A 17,237-nucleotide genomic window follows, 5' to 3' on the forward strand; every position below is an offset into this window, starting at 1 on the left:
GGCTTCTACGACAGGGGGGTCCGGCGAGATGTTCGCGGCATCACACGGGTTGGTGTCCTTTACGCACAGTAGTGCACGGTTTTCCTGACTGACCAGTAACCGCCGGCGACCCCCCAGTTCTGTTCACCCGAGCCCCACACGCCTACCCTTGATCGCCATGGCACCCTCACCGCGGGGCAACCCACAGTTGAAGAAGACGCGTGTTCATGTGGTCAGCGACGTGCACGGCAACGTGCGGGATCTGGCCGTCGCCGGTGCGGGCGCGGACGCCCTGATCTGTCTGGGCGACCTGGTCCTCTTCCTCGACTACGCCGACCACTCGCGCGGCATCTTCCCCGACCTCTTCGGCGCCGAGAACGCGAGCCGCCTCGTGGCGCTGCGCACGGCCCGCCGCTTCGAGGAGGCCGGCGAGCTCGGCGCCCAACTGTGGGCCGGTGTCGGCGCGGACCGGGCGACGGTGATCGAGAAAGCGGTGCGCAAGCAGTACGCCGAACTGTTCGCCGCCTTCCCCACACCGACGTACGCCACCTACGGCAACGTCGACATGCCGACCCTGTGGGCGGAGTACGCCGGACCGGGTACCCGCGTCCTGGACGGGGAGCGGGTGGAGATCGGGGGCCGGACCTTCGGCTTCGTCGGCGGTGGCCTCCGGACGCGGATGCGCACGCCGTACGAGCTCAGCGACGAGGAGTACGCGGCGAAGATCGAGGCGGTCGGCGAGGTCGACGTGCTGTGCACACACATTCCGCCGGAAGTGCCGGAACTGGTGTACGACACGGTCGCGCGCCGCTTCGAACGCGGCAGTCGTGCGCTGCTGGACGCGATCCGGCGAACGCGCCCCCGGTACGCGCTGTTCGGTCACGTCCACCAGCCGTTGGCCCAGCGGATGCGGATCGGCGCCACGGAGTGCGTGAACGTGGGGCACTTCGCGGGGAGCGGGAAGCCGTGGGCGCTCGAATGGTGACCCGGCCGCCGACCCCCGGTCCGGGTGACAACGGCCTGCCCCGCGCGGGGTAGCCTTCACGCTGCACATACGTGCGCACCCACCTCCCTCACCGGACCGCATCTGGAGGAGCCACGGCGATGGCGGAATTCACCAGTTCGAGCATCACGATCGAGGCGGCACCGAACGAGGTGATGGCGGTGATCGCCGACTTCGCCCGTTACCCGGACTGGACCGGCGAGGTGAAGGAGGCGGAGATCCTCAAGACCGACGCCCAGGGCCGCGCCGAGCAGGTCCGCCTCGTCATGGACGCCGGCGCGATCAAGGACGATCAGACCCTCGGCTACACCTGGACCGGCGAGCACGAAGTCTCGTGGACCCTGGTCAAGTCGCAGATGCTGCGGGCGGTTGACGGCTCGTACATCCTGAAGCCGGCGGGGGGTGGGGCGACCGAGGTCACCTACCAGCTGACGGTGGACGTCAAGATCCCGATGCTCGGCATGATCAAGCGCAAGGCGGAGAAGGTCATCATCGACCGCGCGCTGGCGGGCCTGAAGAAGCGCGTCGAGGAGCCGAAGTAACTCGGGGGCGCTGCCCCCGAACCCCCGCTCCTCAAACGCCGGAGGGGCTGATTTTCAGCCCGTCTGGGGGTCCCCCCTCTGGGGGAGTTTGAGGACGAGGCCCCTTCAGGGCCGAAGCGGGGGTCTGGGGGCGCAGCCCCCAGGGGGTGCGTGCCAACACCGGTACCGTTCACCCCCATGCGCACCATCCTCGTAACCGGCCCCGGCGGCTCGGGCCGCACCACCCTCGCCGCGGCCACCGCCCTGACCGCGGCGCGCGACGGCACCCCCACCCTCGTCCTCAGCACCGACCGCACCGACACCCTCGGCGCCGCCCTCGGCACCCGCACCGGCCCCACCCCCGTCCCCGTCCCGGGCACCCCCCACCTCACCGCCTGGCGCCCCGACGCAGCGGAACGCTTCCGCGCCGACCTCACCGCCTTCCAGGACCGCGGCGCCAACGTCCTCGACTTCCTCGGCGCCTCCCGGCTCGACCCCGAGGAACTCACACCGCTGCCCGGCGCCGAGGAACTCGCCCTCCTGCGCGCCCTGCGCGACGCCGCGCTCTCGGAGGCGTACGACCTCCTCGTCGTCGACCTCCCGCCCACCCCGCAGGCCCTCGCCCTGCTCGCCCTCCCCGACGAACTGCGCCGCTACCTGCGCCGCCTCCTGCCCGCCGAGCGCCAGGCCGCCCGCGCCCTGCGTCCCGTACTCGGCCGTCTCGCCGGCGTCCCGATGCCCTCGGAGTGGCTGTACGAGGCCGCCGCCCGCTGGGACGTGGAACTGGCCGCCGTCACCGCGGTCGTCGAGGACCGGGACACCGTCGTACGACTGGTCGCCGAACCCGGGCCGGCCGGCGCCGACGCCGTACGCGCCGCCACCACCGGACTCGCCCTGCGCGGCCTGCGCGCGGACGTGCTGCTCGCCAACCGCGTCCTGCCTGAGCCCTCGACCGACCCCTGGCTCGCCTCCGTCACCGCGCAGCAGCGCAAGACCCTGGAGGACTGGCAGGAGGCGCACGCCCTCCACCAGGTCCCGCATCTCGGACACGACCCGCACGGCACCGACGACCTGGCCGCCCTGCGCGCACCCGGCGTCAACCCGACCCCCGCCCCCATCGAGTGGCCTGTCACCGATCACCTGGCCGACGACGGTGTGCTCCTGTGGCACATCCCGCTGCCCGGCGCGATACGCGACGAGCTCGACCTGGTCAGGCGCGGCGACGAACTCGTCCTCACCGTCGGCCCGTTCCGCCGTATCGTTGCGCTGCCCTCGGCGCTGCGCCGCTGCACCGTGGCCGGCGCCGCCCTGCGCGACGGGGAGCTGAGGATCCGGTTCACGCCGGACCCGGACCTGTGGCCGCAGACACGGTGAACCGCGTACGTCCATTCGGGTACCGTCGAAGAGACGAACCGTAGTCAGGAGCCCGCCATGAGCGAAGAGCGCCCCACGTCCGACACCGCTCGCGGGGAGGCCGCCGGCGAGGCGCCGTACGAGACGCCCGCCACCGACTCCGACGCGTGGGCGAAGGCCTGCGCCGAGGACCTCGAAGCCGAGAAGGCGCGCCGCCGGGCCCAGCACGGGCCGCCGCCCGGCTCCGCCGCCGAGGAGCTGCGCAAGCTCGTCGACGCCGTCTCGGACAAGCTGTCGTCCCTCCAGTCACCGCTGCTCGGCGCGGTCGCCCAGGGCACCGCCCAGCAGGTGGTGCGGCAGGTCGTCCAGCAGGCCAAGGCCGCCGTCGAACCAGTGATCGAACGCAACCCGGACGTCTTCGACCACCTGGCGGCCGCGGGCAACGAACTGTTCGCCGCCTACCGCTCGGCCGTCGAGTCCCAGGAACGCCGCTGGACGACCCGCGAGGCGGATCGCGGCCGGAAGCACGGCGACGACCGGGGCGAGGGCACCGGCTCCGGCTCCGGCGAGCGCATCGACCTGGACTGACTGGCCTTCGTCACTGACAGTCCTCAATTGCTGACAGTCGCCTCAATTCGGGTCCCGCGAGGCCGCCCCGCCGTGCGGACGACGAAACCCCGGCCACAGGGCCTCGGGTACCGTTGTCCGTAGCGGGGCTCGACCGAAACTGAGGGATTCATGGGACTCACCATCGGCGTCGACATCGGCGGCACGAAGATCGCGGCCGGCGTGGTCGACGAGGAAGGCAACATCCTCTCGACCCACAAGGTGCCGACCCCGGGCACGCCTGAGGGCATCGTGGACGCCATCGCCGCCGCCGTCGAGGGCGCCCGCGCCGGGCACGAGATCGTGGGCGTCGGCATCGGCGCGGCCGGATACGTGAACCGTCAGCGTTCCACGGTCTACTTCGCACCCAACATCGACTGGCGCGAGGAACCGCTGAAGGACAAGGTCGAGGCACGCGTGGGCCTGCCGGTCGTCGTCGAGAACGACGCGAACGCGGCGGCGTGGGGCGAGTACAAGTTCGGCGCCGGCAAGGGCCACCGCAACGTCATCTGCATCACCCTCGGCACCGGCCTCGGCGGCGGCATCATCATCGGCAACAAGCTGCGCCGCGGCCACTTCGGCGTCGCCGCCGAGTTCGGCCACATCCGCGTGGTCCCGGACGGGCTGCTGTGCGGCTGCGGCAGCCAGGGCTGCTGGGAGCAGTACGCGTCGGGACGCGCCCTCGTCCGGTACGCGAAGCAGCGCGCCAACGCGACCCCCGAGAACGCGGAACTGCTCCTCTCGCTGGGCGACGGCACGCCCGAGGGCATCGAGGGCAAGCACATCTCGATGGCGGCGCGACAGGGCGACCCCGTCGCCGTCGACTCGTACCGTGAACTGGCCCGCTGGGCCGGCTCGGGCCTCGCCGACCTGGCCTCCCTCTTCGACCCCTCCGCCTTCATCGTCGGCGGCGGCCTCTCGGACGAGGGCGAACTGGTCCTCGACCCCATCCGCAGGTCCTACAAGCGCTGGCTGGTGGGCGGCAACTGGCGCCCGGTGGCCGACGTCATCGCCGCCCAACTGGGCAACAAGGCAGGCCTGGTAGGCGCGGCAGACCTGGCAAGAGAACCCGACCCGATCATGTAAAACCCCCCCTCACCCCCGCAGGCCCGCCGTACCTCAAGGAAGAGGAACGGCGGGCTTTGTCACGAGGGAAGAGACAGCGCGCCCTGAAGGGGCGCGGGGCTGTGTCAGTTGTGCGGCTTCGCCGCGCGGGCGCGACAAGCCCCCACCGACCGTCCCCGCGGCCAACTACCGCACCCCCCACGGCGAGTTCCCGCCATCCCCCACCCCCCCTCCGTATCTTGACCACCATGGCGACGACCTCCCCGCTCCCCAACTCCCACACGAACCCCGACGGTTCCGCCGTCATCCGCGTCCTCAGCTACAACATCCGCTCGATGCGCGACGACACCACCGCCCTCGCCCGAGTCATCACCGCCTGCGCCCCCGACCTGGTCCTCATCCAGGAAGCCCCCCGCTTCTTCCGCTGGCGCAAGAAACTCGCCCACCTCGCGGCCGCCTCCGGCCAGGTACTCCTCTCCGGTGGCGCCCCCGCCGCCGGCCCCGCCCTCCTCTGCTCCCTCCGCGCGACGGTCGAACGCACCGAGGACGTCCTCCTCCCCCTCACCCCCGGACAGCACCGACGGGGCTTCGCGACGGCGGTCGTCCGCTTCGGGGGCGCCCGGCTCGGCGTACTGAGCTGTCATCTGAGCCTGCACGAGGAGGAGCGGTACGAGCAGTCGGGGCTGCTCCTCGACCGGCTCGCCGCGCTGGACGTACCGCACGCGGTCGCTGGCGGCGACCTCAACGAGCACCCCACGGGCCGCGGCTTCCGGCGACTGGCCACCGACCTCCAGGACTGCTGGGCCACCGCCCCCTGGGGCACGGAGTACACCTCGACACCCACCGACCCCCACCAGCGCATCGACGCGATCCTGGCCACCCCGGGTGTCGAGGTCCTCGGCTGCGGTGTGCCGGTGGGACACCCCGGAGTGTCGACCTCGGACCTGAGGGCGGCGACGGATCACCTGCCCGTGCTGGCGGCGTTGCGCGTGCCGGCCTCCTGAGCCCGGTCCGCCGGAACTGACTGAGGGCAGCCACGGACCGTCTTCCGGTCCGGGCCGCCCTCGGAGTGCCGCTGCGTGAGCGTGGTCGTCAGACCACCGCCCCCCGCCCCGGATCCTCCTCGTCCTCGTCGTCCTTCATACGCATCACCAGCGTCGCGAACCCGCCGAGGAACCCGCCGATGCCCAGCGTCGCCAGCCACCAGGTCATGTCCCAGCCCAGCAGTACGGCGAGCAGGAGCAGGACCGGACCGCCGAGCACGCCCAGCCAGGCGAACCGGGCGGTCGTGTCCGCGGCGGGCAGCGGAGGCGGCTCCGGCGGCACGAAGTGGCCCTCGTCGTCATCGTCGAAGTCGTCCTCCGACGCGTCCGGCGTCGTGTAGTCGCGCGGGCCGCCGACGCCCGGGGCGAAGGCGACGGAGCTGCCCAGCGGCTTCACGGGCTGCCCGTCGCCCTTGGCGACCTTGTCGGCGTTGCCCTTGGGGTCGGGGTCGACGGAGGCGTCGGTGTCGTCGTTCGTGTCCGGTTCGAGCAGTGCCAGGTCCTCGACGGACTTGAACGGCTTCGCGCCCGGCGGGTCCGGCGGCTCGTCGCCGTACGCCTCCACGATCGCGGCCCACGCGGCCGCCTCGTCGAAGGGCACACCCTTCTCCTCCGGCTCGCGGTCGGAGTCGTGCTCAGCCACCCGTGGCCGTCCCTTCCTGCTGCCCCACTTGGTCTGCCTGCCGGCTCTGGTGCGGCCCCCGCACCTCACTGGCATCCGGCCCGACCGAGTCCTTGGACTCCTCGGACCGCTCACCGGCCGCGGGTGCGAGCCGGAGGACGAACGCGTGGCTCTCCTCGAAGATCCGGTCCGCATCATGGTCCAACGTCGCGACGTGGTAACTCTGTTCCAGCACGATCTCGGTCACGTCCGTGGACGACACCCGGCTCAGCACCCGGGCCGAGTCGGCCGGCGGCACGACATGGTCGGCTCGGCTGCGCAGCAGCAGCAGCGGCTGGGTGACCTGCGGCAGCTCGCCGTCGACCAGCCGGTAGAACGTCCGCATCGAGTGCGCCGCGTGCAGCGGAACCCTGGGGTAGCCGACCTCCGCGCCGCCCTCCTTCTTGATGTCGCTCACGATGCCGGCCACCGACGGCACGAGATGACGCACCACCGGAAGGGCGTACGCGGCAAGACCGTGCACCTTGTTCGCCGGGTTGACGACCACGATGCCGCTGATCCGGTCGCCGTACCGCGCGGCCAGCCGCAGGGTCAGCGCGCCGCCCATCGACAGGCCGAAGACGAAGACCTGGGTGCAGCGCTCCAGCAGGGCACGCAGCTCCCGGTCCACCTCCGCGTACCAGTCCTGCCAGCCGGTGAGCTGCATGTCCTCCCAGCGCGTGCCGTGCCCGGGCAGCAGCGGCAGCGAAACGGTCAGTCCGCGCTCGGCGAGGTACTCCGCCCAGGGGCGCAGCGACTGCGGGGAACCGGTGAAACCGTGACAGAGGAGGACTCCGACCTCCCCGCCCTCATGGCGGTACGGCTCGGCTCCAGGAAGGACCGGCACCATCGGTCTCCTGTTCATGGGAAGGGTGACTGGGGTGAGTGGGGTGAATGACTGGGGTGGGTGATCAAGCATGGAAGCCTCGAGACTTCGAGGCGTACTTCACCGTACGCGACCGCACTGACACCGACCAGGGCCGTCGGACTCTTTGGCAGTGCCGCGGGTTAAGGTCTGATCTACAGACTATGGAGGCACTCGGTTGTTGTACGGCGCGATGAAGGTTTCCGTCGGGGTACCGCTGAAGGTCGCCTTCAGGCCCTGGGTGGAAGGCCTGGAGAACGTCCCGGCCGACGGGCCGGCGATCCTGGCGAGCAACCACCTGTCCTTCTCCGACTCCTTCTTCCTGCCCGCGGTCCTCGACCGCAAGGTCACCTTCATCGCGAAGGCCGAGTACTTCACGACGCCCGGTCTCAAGGGCCGGATGACCGCCGCCTTCTTCAAGGGCGTCGGCCAGCTCCCGGTGGACCGCTCCGGGGCGCGCGGCGCGGGCGAGGCCGCGATCAAAAGCGGTGTCGACGTCCTCGAGCGCGGTGAGCTGTTCGGTATCTATCCGGAGGGCACCCGTTCGCCCGACGGCCGCCTCTACCGGGGCAAGCCCGGCGGCCTCGCGCGCGTGGCGCTCGCCACCGGGGCGCCGGTCATCCCGGTCGCGATGATCGACACCGAGAAGATCCAGCCGCCGGGCAAGGTGATGCCCAAGCTGATGCGCCCGGGCATCCGCATCGGCAAGCCGCTCGACTTCAGCCGGTACCAGGGCATGGAACACGACCGCTTCGTGCTCCGGGCCCTGACCGACGAGGTCATGTACGAGATCATGAAGCTCTCCGGCCAGGAGTACGTCGACATCTACGCGTCGGCCGCCAAACGCCGGATCGCCGAAGAGGCGAAGGCGGAGAAACAAGCCGAGAAGCAGGCGCAGAAGGCCCAGGAGAAGGCCCTGGAGAAGGGCCGGTCGGGCACCAAGTAGCAGTACCCGGGGGCGGGTTCGGGGGAGGCGGGGGACATGGCCGTACACGAGAAGGCCGTACGCGAGAAGGTCGTGGGCGACGGAGCCGGGCGCAGACAGACCGGGCGTCCGAAAGTCATGCGGATGTCGGTCGAGCAGCCGCTGTGGCGCGCGCTCAGCGGGTACCGCGTCCTGACGATGCTGTACGCGATCGGGTTCTTCGCCAACGCGTACGACGGCTTCGTCCGTCCCTGGGTGGCCGTCGGCTACTTCGTCGTGCTGTTCGTCTGGACCCTCGCGACCCTGCCCAGGGTGGCCAACGCGGCCAGCTGCACGAAGCGTTTCCTCGCCGCCGACCTCACCATCGCGCTGGCCGGCATCCTCCTCACGCCCGTCGCCGACGCCCACGAGAGGGTCGCCTCGGGCGGTCCCACGCTGCCGTCGATATGGACGGCCGGTTCCGTGCTGGCCTTCGCGATCAAGGGCGGCTGGCGCTGGGCGGCCTTCGCCTCGACGCTGGTCGCCGCCGTGAACCTGGTCGAGCGCGGCACCCCGGCCCGTGACACCGTCCACAACGTGGTCCTGGTGTGGGTCGCCTCCATCGCCATCGGATACGTCGTCGAGGTCGCCCGCGCCTCCGAGCGCACCCTCGCCCGCGCCCTGGAGATCGAGGCCGCGACCCGCGAACGGGAGCGGCTCGCCCGGGACATCCACGACAGCGTCCTCCAGGTACTGGCGATGGTGCAGCGGCGTGGTGCCGTACTCGGCGGCGAGGCGGCGGAACTGGGCCGGATGGCCGGCGAACAGGAGGTCGCGCTGCGCGCCCTGGTCTCCGGCGGCCTCGTACCGGCGTCAGTGGCGCCGGACATCGCCGTACACAGGGTGGGGGAGTCCCAGCCGGACATGCCGGACTCGCCGGACCCGGTGGATCTGCGCGCCCTGCTCGTCCCGTACGCCACCTCGACGATCACTTTCTCCGAGCCCGGCGCCCCCGTGCCGCTCGCCCGGGCCGCCGCGAAGGAGCTGGCCGCGGCGGTCGGCGCCGCCCTGGACAACGTGCGCAGGCACGCGGGGGAGGGGGCCCGGACCTGGATCCTGGTCGAGGACGAGCCGGACTCCGTCGTCGTGACCGTGCGGGACGACGGGCCGGGCATCCCGGAGGGGCGGCTCGCGCAGGCCGAGGGCGAGGGACGGCTCGGCGTGGCCCAGTCGATCCGCGGCCGGCTGCGCGACCTCGGCGGCGACGCCCAGCTGATCTCGGTGCCGGGGCAGGGCACGGAGGTCGAACTGACGGTACCGAAGGACACCGGAACGGCACGGGGGAAGACGGAGCGACGATGACGGACACCGGGAACGAGAGCGGCAGGGACATGAACGGGACCGGGGAAGGGCCTCAGGGTCCCCTCAGGGTCATGGTGGTCGACGACCATCCCATGTGGCGGGACGCGGTCGCCCGGGACCTCGCCGAGTCCGGGTTCGACGTGGTCGCCACGGCGGGCGACGGCGAGCAGGCCGTACGCCGCGCCCGGGCCGTCACACCGGACGTCCTCGTGCTCGACCTCAACCTGCCCGCCAAACCCGGCGTCCAGGTCTGCAAGGAGGTCGTCGGGGCCAACCCCGCCCTGCGCGTCCTGGTCCTCTCGGCGAGCGGCGAGCACGCCGACGTCCTGGAGGCGGTGAAGTCGGGCGCGACCGGCTACCTGCTGAAGTCGGCCTCGACCGAGGAACTGATCGACGCCGTACGCCGTACTGCGGTCGGCGACCCGGTGTTCACCCCGGGCCTGGCCGGTCTGGTCCTCGGCGAGTACCGCCGCCTGGCCTCCGAGCCGGCCCCGGCGGCGGGCGCCGACGAGCCCAAGGCCCCGCAGCTCACCGACCGCGAGACGGAGGTCCTGCGGCTGGTGGCCAAGGGCCTCAGCTACAAGCAGATCGCCGAACGCCTGGTCATCTCGCACCGCACGGTCCAGAACCACGTTCAGAACACCCTGGGCAAGCTGCAACTGCACAACAGGGTGGAACTGGTGCGGTACGCGATCCAGCGCGGCCTGGACGACGAGTGACGACGAGTCACGACGGGCGATAAGGGGCGACGAAGGGCGAGAACCCTTGAGAACACGTGAGGAGCCTCGACGCCGAGTGAGACGCGCGTCACACTGATCCTTCGTCAGGAACCCGCGGCGAAGGGACATATCCATGCGCGTCGGAGTACTGACCGGAGGCGGCGACTGCCCCGGGCTCAACGCCGTCATCCGGGCCGTCGTCCGCAAGGGCGTACAGGAGTACGGGTACGACTTCGTCGGCTTCCGGGACGGCTGGCGAGGTCCGCTGGAGGGCGTGAGCGTGCGCCTCGACATCCCCGCCGTACGCGGCATCCTCCCGCGCGGCGGCACCATCCTCGGCTCCTCGCGGACCAATCCGCTCAAGCAGGAGAACGGCATCGCCCGTATCCGGGAGAACCTCGCCGCGCAGGAGGTCGACGCGCTCATCGCGATCGGCGGCGAGGACACCCTCGGAGTCGCGGCCCGGCTGACCGGCGAGCACGGGATTCCGGTCGTCGGCGTACCGAAGACGATCGACAACGACCTGTCCGCCACCGACTACACCTTCGGCTTCGACACCGCCGTCGGCATCGCGACGGAGGCGATCGACCGACTGCACACCACCGCCGAGTCGCACATGCGCGTCCTCGTCTGCGAGGTGATGGGCCGCCACGCCGGCTGGATCGCCATCCACTCCGGCCTCGCGGGCGGCGCCAACGTCATCCTCATACCCGAACAGCGCTTCGACACGGAACAGGTGTGCACCTGGGTGACCTCGCGCTTCAGCGCCTCGTACGCCCCGATCGTGGTCGTCGCGGAGGGCGCCATGCCCAAGGACGGCGACATGGTGCTCAAGGACCAGTCCCTCGACTCCTTCGGACACGTGCGCCTGTCCGGCGTCGGCGAATGGCTGGCCAAGGAGATCGAGAAACGGACCGGCAAGGAGGCGCGCACCACGGTGCTCGGCCACGTCCAGCGCGGCGGCACCCCCAGTGCCTTCGACCGCTGGCTCGCCACCCGCTTCGGCCTGCACGCCATCGAGGCGGTCCGCGACGGCGACTTCGGCAAGATGGTCGCCCTGCGCGGCACGGACATCGTCCGCGTCCCGATCGAGGAGGCCACAGCGAAGCTGAAGACGGTCGACCCGAAGCTGTACGACGAGGTCGGCGTGTTCTTCGGCTGAGGGCGGTGGGTGGTTGCGCGCGCCCACGCGGCGGAGCCGCAATTCGACACAGCCCCGCGCCCCTGAGAAGCACGGGCCGCGCCCGGCGCTTCTCAGGGGCGCGAACCTACCGCGTCCGCAGGGACTGCACCCCCGCCACCAACTCCCGTACGACAGCGGGCCCGTTCAGCGTCAGCACCGACTCCGGGTGGAACTGGACGCCCGCGAAACCGGGGCCCCGCACCGCGTGCACCTCACCGCTCGCACTCCGGCTGACCTCGACCTCGTGCGCCGCCAGTTCCCTGGCGGCCTCGTCGTCGCAGCGCGCCACGAAGCTGTTGTAGAAGCCGACGGTCTCCGTCCGCCCGAACAGATCGATCTCCGTCTGCGCGCCCTGGTAGGGCACTTCCTTCCGTACGATCTCCAGCCCCAGTTCCGCCGCGATCAGCTCGTGCCCGAGGCAGACCCCGAGGACGCCGTGCCGGTGGTCCCGGACGGCCTCGGCGGTCAGTTCGCGCAGGAACCGCATCTTCGGGTCGGCCAGGTCGCCCGGATCACCCGGGCCGGGCCCCAGAACCAACGGCCCCTCGTGGCCCGGGACCGCCTCCCGCAGCCCCGGTTCGTCGTAGCGCCGCACGGTCACCTCCAGGCCCGACGAGCGCAGGACGTGCGCGAGCATCGCCGTGAAGGTGTCCTCGGCGTCGACGACCAGCGCGTGTCCGGTCAGCTCCTGGGTCCGCTCCCGCATCCGCAGCCAGAACGGCGCCAGCGAGCCCCGCCGACCGTCCAGGGCCGCACGCACCCGTGGATCGTCCATGAGCCGCGCCCGTACGCCCGTCTCCCGGGGCCTTCCCGGTACGACACCCAGCGCCGCCAGCACCCCGGCCGCCTTGGCGTGGGTCTCGGCGACCTCGCCCGCCGGGTCCGAGCCACGGACGAGCGTGGCGCCGACCGGCACCCGCAGCCGTCCGTCCGGCGCGATGTCGGCGGTCCGGATGAGGATCGGCGAGTCGAGGGTCTGGGCACCGCCCGCGTCCCGCCCGACCAGCGCCAACGCCCCCGCGTAATAGCCGCGCCCACCGACCTCGTGCCGCTCGATCACCCGGCACGCGTTCTGCACGGGCGACCCCGTGACGGTCGCGGCGAACATGGTCTCCTTCAGCACCTCCCGCACATCCAGCGAGGAGCGTCCCCGCAACTCGTACTCGGTGTGCGCGAGGTGGGCCATCTCCTTCAGCCGGGGCCCGACCACGACCCCGCCCATGTCGCCGACGGTGCACATCATCTTGAGCTCCTCGTCGACGACCATCGACAGCTCCTCGATCTCCTTGCCGTCGGCGAGGAAGGAGAGCAGGTGCTCGGGGGTCGGCCCCCCGGCCGGATAGCGGTACGTCCCGCTGATCGGGTTCATGACCACGGTCCCGCCGGACATCCGCACGTGCACCTCGGGACTGGCCCCGACGAGGGTCCGCCCACCCGTCGCCCGCCCCCGCCCTTCCAAGGAAGGCGCTTCGGGCCCTTGCTGATTTCCGGTGTGCACGACGAACGTCCAGTACGCACCTCGCTCCCCGACCAGCAGCCGCCGGAACAGAGCGAGGGCGTCGGCGCGCCCGAACCCCGGGATCTCCCCCTCGTACGTCCGCCGGATGACGAAGTTCGCCCCCTCGCCCCGCCCGATCTCCTCCCGCAGCACCCGCCCCACGATGTCCGCGTACTCCTCGTCCCCGACGTCGAAGCCACCGCCCTCGACCCGCACGTCATGCGCGGGAAGCTGGGCCAGCGCCTCCGCCAGCGGGAGCGCGTACGTCTCCTCGGGCGTGAGCACCGATAGGGGGGTGCCGTCGTCGCGCACGTCGAAGCCGCGCTCGCGGATCTGGCGGAAGGGGATGAGGGCGAGGCCCTCGTCGGGGATGTCGGCGAGCCGCTCGTACGTCGTCACCGGGCCGATCAGCAGTTCGACCACGGAGTGGTCGTGGCCGGGCGTGCGGCGGCTGAGCAGGGCGAACGGTCGATTGTCGTGCAGGAGCTGGTCGAGTCGCATCGTGTTCCTCTTCCATCGATCGATGACTTGATCAGTGATCGGGAGGAACGGCCGGGCGAGGAGGTCCGCGGAAGTCCGCGAAAACACCGAAGGCCGCCCCTCGGGCGGCCTTCGCGAAGTCTTGCGTACGCGCAGTCAGTGGGCCGCCGAGTGAGCGGGCCACCACCAGTTCTGGGTCGAGTGCGCGAACATGCGACGGACCCTACACCACGGGCCACGGGCGGATCGTGAACCGACGCGCGGACCGGCCATTCCGCTCACCGGACCCGAACGAGCGATCCCCGTCTCACTTGATGAGCAGGCGGCTGGATGCCCTGCGTGACCCCGTAATGTGGGGCTGTGACCGTGAACGCTAAGACCAGCGCGAGCGCTGGCAACACCTGGCGAGACCTGCCCGCGGCGCAGCAGCCCGAGTACCCCGACACCGAGGCTCTGCGCGCAGTCGTTGCGGAGCTCGAGTCGTATCCCCCGCTGGTCTTCGCGGGCGAGTGCGACCAGCTGCGCGCCCGGATGGCGGCTGTCGCCAAGGGAGAGGCGTTCCTCCTCCAGGGCGGCGACTGCGCCGAGTCCTTCGACGCCGTCGGCGCCGAGGACATCCGAGCCAAGCTGAAGACCCTCCTCCAGATGGGCGCCGTCCTCACGTACGCGGCCTCCGTGCCGGTCGTGAAGGTCGGCCGGATCGCCGGTCAGTACTCGAAGCCGCGTTCCAAGGGCACCGAGACCCGCGACGGCGTGACCCTGCCGACGTACCGCGGTGACTCGGTCAACGGCTTCGACTTCGACGAGAAGTCCCGGATCCCGGACCCCGAGCGCCTGAAGCGGATGTACAACGCGTCCGCCTCCACGCTCAACCTGGTCCGCGCCTTCACCACCGGCGGCTACGCGGACCTGCGCCAGGTGCACGCCTGGAACCAGGACTTCGTGAAGTCGTCCCCGTCCGGCCAGCGGTACGAGCAGCTGGCCCGCGAGATCGACAACGCGCTGAACTTCATGCGCGCCTGCGGGACGGACCCGGCCGAGTTCCAGACGGTCGAGTTCTACTCCTCGCACGAGGCACTGCTGCTGGACTACGAGTCGGCGCTCACCCGCGTCGACTCCCGCACCGGGCGGCTGTACGACGTCTCAGGCCACATGGTGTGGATCGGTGAGCGCACCCGGCAGCTGGACGGGGCGCACATCGAGTTCGCCTCCCAGGTCCGCAACCCGATCGGCATCAAGCTCGGCCCGACGACGACGGCCGAGGAGGCGCTGCAGTACATCGAGCGCCTCGACCCGGACCGTGAGCCGGGCCGGCTGACCTTCATCGTCCGCATGGGCGCCGACAAGGTCCGCGACAAGCTGCCCGAGCTGGTCGAGAAGGTCACGGCGTCGGGTGCGACGGTGGCCTGGGTGACCGACCCGATGCACGGCAACACCTTCGAGGCGGCCTCCGGTCACAAGACCCGACGCTTCGACGACGTGCTCGACGAGGTCAAGGGCTTCTTCGAGGTCCACAAGGAGCTGGGTACGCACCCCGGCGGTATCCATGTGGAGCTGACGGGCGACGACGTCACCGAGTGCGTGGGCGGCGGCGACGAGATCTTCGTCGACGACCTGCACCACCGCTACGAGACGGCCTGCGACCCCCGTCTCAACCGCAGCCAGTCGCTCGACCTGGCGTTCCTCGTCGCGGAGATGTACCGGGACCAGTAACGACCAGGAGCAGGATCGCCTGTTACGACAGCATGCGATGGGGCGCGGATCACAACGATCCGCGCCCCACACCACTTTTCGGGCACCGGCGAGCCGGGGTAAGGTTAGGTTAGCCTCACCGATCTTGGGGATGGCTGGACCACTGCAATCCCGTCGGGAGGTGACCCGCGTGTACGTCTGCAACTGCTTCGGAGTGACCGAGGCGCAGGTGAAGGGCCATGCGGCGAACGGCGCCTGTACCCCCCGCCAGATCGCGTCAGCCTGCAAGGCGGGCACGGACTGCGGCTCGTGTGTACGGCGCATCCAGGCGCTGCTCGGCAGGGGCGCCTACCCGACCCGCGGGCTCGCCGACGAGGGTCGACGGGTCCTGGCCGAACAGCTGGACGAAGCCGCCTGAGTCCTGGCGGCGGCTCTCAGCTCTCCGGCTGCTCGATGAGCTGCGCGATGTAGAGCGCCTCGCCGAGCTTCTCCACCAGTTCCAGCTGGGTGTCCAGATAGTCGATGTGGTGCTCCTCGTCCGCGAGGATCGACTCGAAGATGTTCGCGGACGTGATGTCGCCCTTGGCGCGCATGACCTCGACACCGCGCTTGAGGCGGTCGATCGCCTCGACCTCGACCTGCCGGTCCGCCTGGAACATCTCGGTCAGGGTCTGGCCCACCCGCACATGGAACAGCCGCTGGTAGTTCGGCAGACCGTCCAGGAACAGGATCCGGTCGGTGAGGATCTCCGCGTGCTTCATCTCGTCGATCGACTCGTGTCGCGTGTACTTCGCGAGCTTCGTCCAGCCGAAGTTCTCCTGCATCTTCGCGTGCAGGAAGTACTGGTTGATCGCCGTGAGTTCGGCGGTCAGCTGCTCGTTGAGGAATTCGATGACCTCGGGGTCGCCCTGCATCGCAGAGGCTCCTTCCAAGCGGGGGACTGGGGAGGTTGCCGCCGCATGATTTCATCGCCGTCGAAGATCGTCCAGTAAGTGCGTGCTTAGTAAGTAAGGGCATGCTTAGTCCAAATTATCCGGGCTTGATCGAATCTGGTCGGGCCTGGTCATGCGCACTCTTCCTGGTCTGTCAGGATGGAGTCATGGGGCAGCCGGTGGAAGGTGAATCGGGACAGCGCGATTCAGGAGCGGTGGCGCAGCCCGAATTGCCGCCGGGGCAGCGTATTCAGCGCGGCTGGCCGGTCACTCATTACGGGCCGGTGCCCAAATTCCGCCCCGAGCGCTGGGAGTTCAGGGTTTTCGGCGCCACCGCCGACAGTGAGAAGCACTGCTGGAATCACGAGGAGTTCACCGCCCTCCCGTACACCTCTGTCGTGGCCGACCTGCACTGCGTCACGAAGTTCAGCATGCTGGGCGCCGAGTGGGGCGGAATTCCGGCGCGGACGATCCTGGCCGCCGCGCCGCCCGCGCCCGAGGTCACCCATGTCATGGTCTGGGCGGAATACGGCTTCAGTTCGAATCTCCGACTGGCCGATTTCGCGTCGGAGGGCACGATCTTCGCCACCCACAAGGACGGCGAACTCCTCACCGCGGAACACGGTTTCCCGCTCCGGCTGGTGGTGCCCCATCTGTACGCCTGGAAGGGCCCCAAATGGGTGCGCGGCGTGGAGTACATGACCGCCGACCGCCGCGGCTTCTGGGAGGAACGCGGCTACCACAACGTCGGCGACCCCTGGCGCGAACAGCGCTACTCGTACCAGGAGGAGCCTGGGGACGGCCCCGAGCTCTGAGGTCCTGAGCTCTGAGGTCCTGAGCTCTGAGGTCCTGAGGTCAGTGGTGGTATTGGTGCACCACCGCGTGGCCCTTTCCGCGGCCGATCATCCACTTGTTGACGGGCGTCGTCACGACGAAGGCGATCACGAGCGAGATCGCGAGCGAGCCCCAGAACAGCAGGTCGGCCAGTTCGGCGTCCATCGCGTCCGGCCACAGTACGATCACGCCGTTGTCGATGAGCTCCATCACCGCGATGGACAGGGTGTCGGCGGCCAGTGCCACACGGATCGCCGCGCGGAGGCCGACGCCGGCCCGCAGCACGCCGCGCAGCGTGAACGAGTAGCCGAAGAAGAACGCGAGGACGATCGCCAGGACCGTCGTCGACAGGTTCCCCCAGCCCAGCGCGGTACCGACGACCATGCCGAGCACCTCGCCGATGGCGCAGCCGGTGAGGCAGTGCAAGGTGGCCTGGGCGGCCATGGCCCAGGTGGCGGCCGGTGTGTGCTGGTGCGCGTGTGTCTCGTGCTCCATGGGTACCCCCGGTGTCAGGCGGTCACGGCTGGTCTCTGCACT

Annotated in this window: 19 protein-coding genes; 13 read left to right on the top strand and 6 right to left on the bottom strand. The window is 70.4% G+C overall.

Translation table 11 applies throughout. The annotated features are described in order from the left end of the window. Positions 1 to 208: 208 nt before the first annotated feature. From ADL01_RS22800 to ADL01_RS22825, 6 genes are all read left to right on the top strand, one after another. Positions 209 to 964, top strand: a complete 756-nt coding sequence (locus ADL01_RS22800) for a metallophosphoesterase family protein (RefSeq protein WP_053743883.1) — start codon at positions 209 to 211, stop codon at positions 962 to 964. 119 nt (positions 965 to 1,083) lie between these two features. Then, positions 1,084 to 1,524, top strand: a complete 441-nt coding sequence (locus ADL01_RS22805) for an SRPBCC family protein (protein ID WP_053743884.1) — start codon at positions 1,084 to 1,086, stop codon at positions 1,522 to 1,524. 177 nt (positions 1,525 to 1,701) lie between these two features. After that, a complete protein-coding gene (locus tag ADL01_RS22810) occupies positions 1,702 to 2,877 on the top strand; it encodes an ArsA family ATPase (protein WP_053743885.1) in 1,176 nt (391 codons plus the stop codon). A gap of 57 nt (positions 2,878 to 2,934) precedes the next feature. After that, on the top strand, positions 2,935 to 3,444 hold the full coding sequence (locus ADL01_RS22815) for a DUF5304 domain-containing protein (RefSeq protein WP_053743886.1): 510 nt from the start codon (positions 2,935 to 2,937) through the stop codon (positions 3,442 to 3,444). Positions 3,445 to 3,594: 150 nt separating this feature from the next. Continuing rightward, positions 3,595 to 4,548, top strand: a complete 954-nt coding sequence (locus tag ADL01_RS22820; RefSeq protein ID WP_053743887.1) for an ROK family glucokinase — start codon at positions 3,595 to 3,597, stop codon at positions 4,546 to 4,548. A 227-nt stretch (positions 4,549 to 4,775) separates the two neighbouring features. Continuing rightward, positions 4,776 to 5,531: an endonuclease/exonuclease/phosphatase family protein gene (locus ADL01_RS22825; protein WP_053743888.1), complete on the top strand. Its 756-nt coding sequence runs from the start codon at positions 4,776 to 4,778 to the stop codon at positions 5,529 to 5,531. An 88-nt stretch (positions 5,532 to 5,619) separates the two neighbouring features. Here ADL01_RS22825 and ADL01_RS22830 read toward each other — a convergent pair whose 3' ends face one another. Both ADL01_RS22830 and ADL01_RS22835 read right to left on the bottom strand, forming a co-directional pair. Next, positions 5,620 to 6,213: a hypothetical protein gene (locus ADL01_RS22830; protein ID WP_053743889.1), complete on the bottom strand. Its 594-nt coding sequence runs from the start codon at positions 6,211 to 6,213 to the stop codon at positions 5,620 to 5,622. Further along, positions 6,206 to 7,078: an alpha/beta hydrolase gene (locus ADL01_RS22835; RefSeq protein ID WP_078960696.1), complete on the bottom strand. Its 873-nt coding sequence runs from the start codon at positions 7,076 to 7,078 to the stop codon at positions 6,206 to 6,208. The genes ADL01_RS22830 and ADL01_RS22835 overlap by 8 nt, the downstream gene beginning before the upstream one ends. Before the next feature lie 211 nt (positions 7,079 to 7,289). Here ADL01_RS22835 and ADL01_RS22840 point away from each other — a divergent pair, with 211 nt between their 5' ends. The 4 genes from ADL01_RS22840 to ADL01_RS22855 all read left to right on the top strand — a co-directional run bounded on the left by ADL01_RS22840 (position 7,290) and on the right by ADL01_RS22855 (position 11,243). Next, complete coding sequence (locus ADL01_RS22840) at positions 7,290 to 8,042, top strand: lysophospholipid acyltransferase family protein (protein WP_234354757.1); 753 nt, start codon at positions 7,290 to 7,292, stop codon at positions 8,040 to 8,042. Between the two features lie 117 nt (positions 8,043 to 8,159). After that, on the top strand, positions 8,160 to 9,362 hold the full coding sequence (macS, locus tag ADL01_RS22845; protein WP_053743922.1) for a MacS family sensor histidine kinase: 1,203 nt from the start codon (positions 8,160 to 8,162) through the stop codon (positions 9,360 to 9,362). A 71-nt stretch (positions 9,363 to 9,433) separates the two neighbouring features. Further along, on the top strand, positions 9,434 to 10,081 hold the full coding sequence (locus ADL01_RS22850) for a response regulator (RefSeq protein WP_053743923.1): 648 nt from the start codon (positions 9,434 to 9,436) through the stop codon (positions 10,079 to 10,081). A gap of 133 nt (positions 10,082 to 10,214) precedes the next feature. Then, a complete protein-coding gene (locus tag ADL01_RS22855; protein WP_053743891.1) occupies positions 10,215 to 11,243 on the top strand; it encodes a 6-phosphofructokinase in 1,029 nt (342 codons plus the stop codon). Between the two features lie 106 nt (positions 11,244 to 11,349). On the opposite strand, the gene ADL01_RS22860 is transcribed toward ADL01_RS22855, so the two are convergent. Together ADL01_RS22860 and ADL01_RS47860 are read right to left on the bottom strand one after the other, a co-directional pair. Next, positions 11,350 to 13,263 carry an anthranilate synthase family protein gene (locus tag ADL01_RS22860; RefSeq protein ID WP_053743892.1) on the bottom strand — a complete coding sequence of 638 codons (1,914 nt, stop codon included), beginning with the start codon at positions 13,261 to 13,263 and terminating at the stop codon, positions 11,350 to 11,352. A 135-nt stretch (positions 13,264 to 13,398) separates the two neighbouring features. Beyond that, complete coding sequence (locus ADL01_RS47860; protein WP_107090966.1) at positions 13,399 to 13,515, bottom strand: trp operon leader peptide; 117 nt, start codon at positions 13,513 to 13,515, stop codon at positions 13,399 to 13,401. An 87-nt stretch (positions 13,516 to 13,602) separates the two neighbouring features. Between ADL01_RS47860 and ADL01_RS22865 the strand changes: the two genes are divergently transcribed. Together ADL01_RS22865 and ADL01_RS22870 are read left to right on the top strand one after the other, a co-directional pair. After that, positions 13,603 to 14,955, top strand: coding sequence for a class II 3-deoxy-7-phosphoheptulonate synthase (locus tag ADL01_RS22865; protein ID WP_053743893.1), 1,353 nt, complete (start codon positions 13,603 to 13,605; stop codon positions 14,953 to 14,955). A gap of 169 nt (positions 14,956 to 15,124) precedes the next feature. Next, entirely contained in the window at positions 15,125 to 15,352 is a 228-nt protein-coding gene (locus ADL01_RS22870; RefSeq protein ID WP_234354759.1) for a (2Fe-2S)-binding protein, read from the top strand. Between the two features lie 16 nt (positions 15,353 to 15,368). Here ADL01_RS22870 and bfr read toward each other — a convergent pair whose 3' ends face one another. Further along, the gene (gene bfr / locus ADL01_RS22875) at positions 15,369 to 15,848 is read right to left on the bottom strand and encodes a bacterioferritin (RefSeq protein ID WP_053743895.1); all 480 of its coding nucleotides are present in this window, start codon (positions 15,846 to 15,848) and stop codon (positions 15,369 to 15,371) included. A gap of 185 nt (positions 15,849 to 16,033) precedes the next feature. Here bfr and ADL01_RS22880 point away from each other — a divergent pair, with 185 nt between their 5' ends. Continuing rightward, complete coding sequence (locus ADL01_RS22880; RefSeq protein ID WP_053743896.1) at positions 16,034 to 16,681, top strand: sulfite oxidase-like oxidoreductase; 648 nt, start codon at positions 16,034 to 16,036, stop codon at positions 16,679 to 16,681. 40 nt (positions 16,682 to 16,721) lie between these two features. Here the strand turns inward: ADL01_RS22880 and ADL01_RS22885 are convergent, their stop codons facing one another. After that, entirely contained in the window at positions 16,722 to 17,195 is a 474-nt protein-coding gene (locus ADL01_RS22885; protein ID WP_053743897.1) for a DUF4396 domain-containing protein, read from the bottom strand. Positions 17,196 to 17,237: the final 42 nt, after the last annotated feature.

The sequence above is a fragment of the Streptomyces sp. NRRL WC-3618 genome (assembly GCF_001280005.1).
GTDB lineage: Bacteria > Actinomycetota > Actinomycetes > Streptomycetales > Streptomycetaceae > Streptomyces.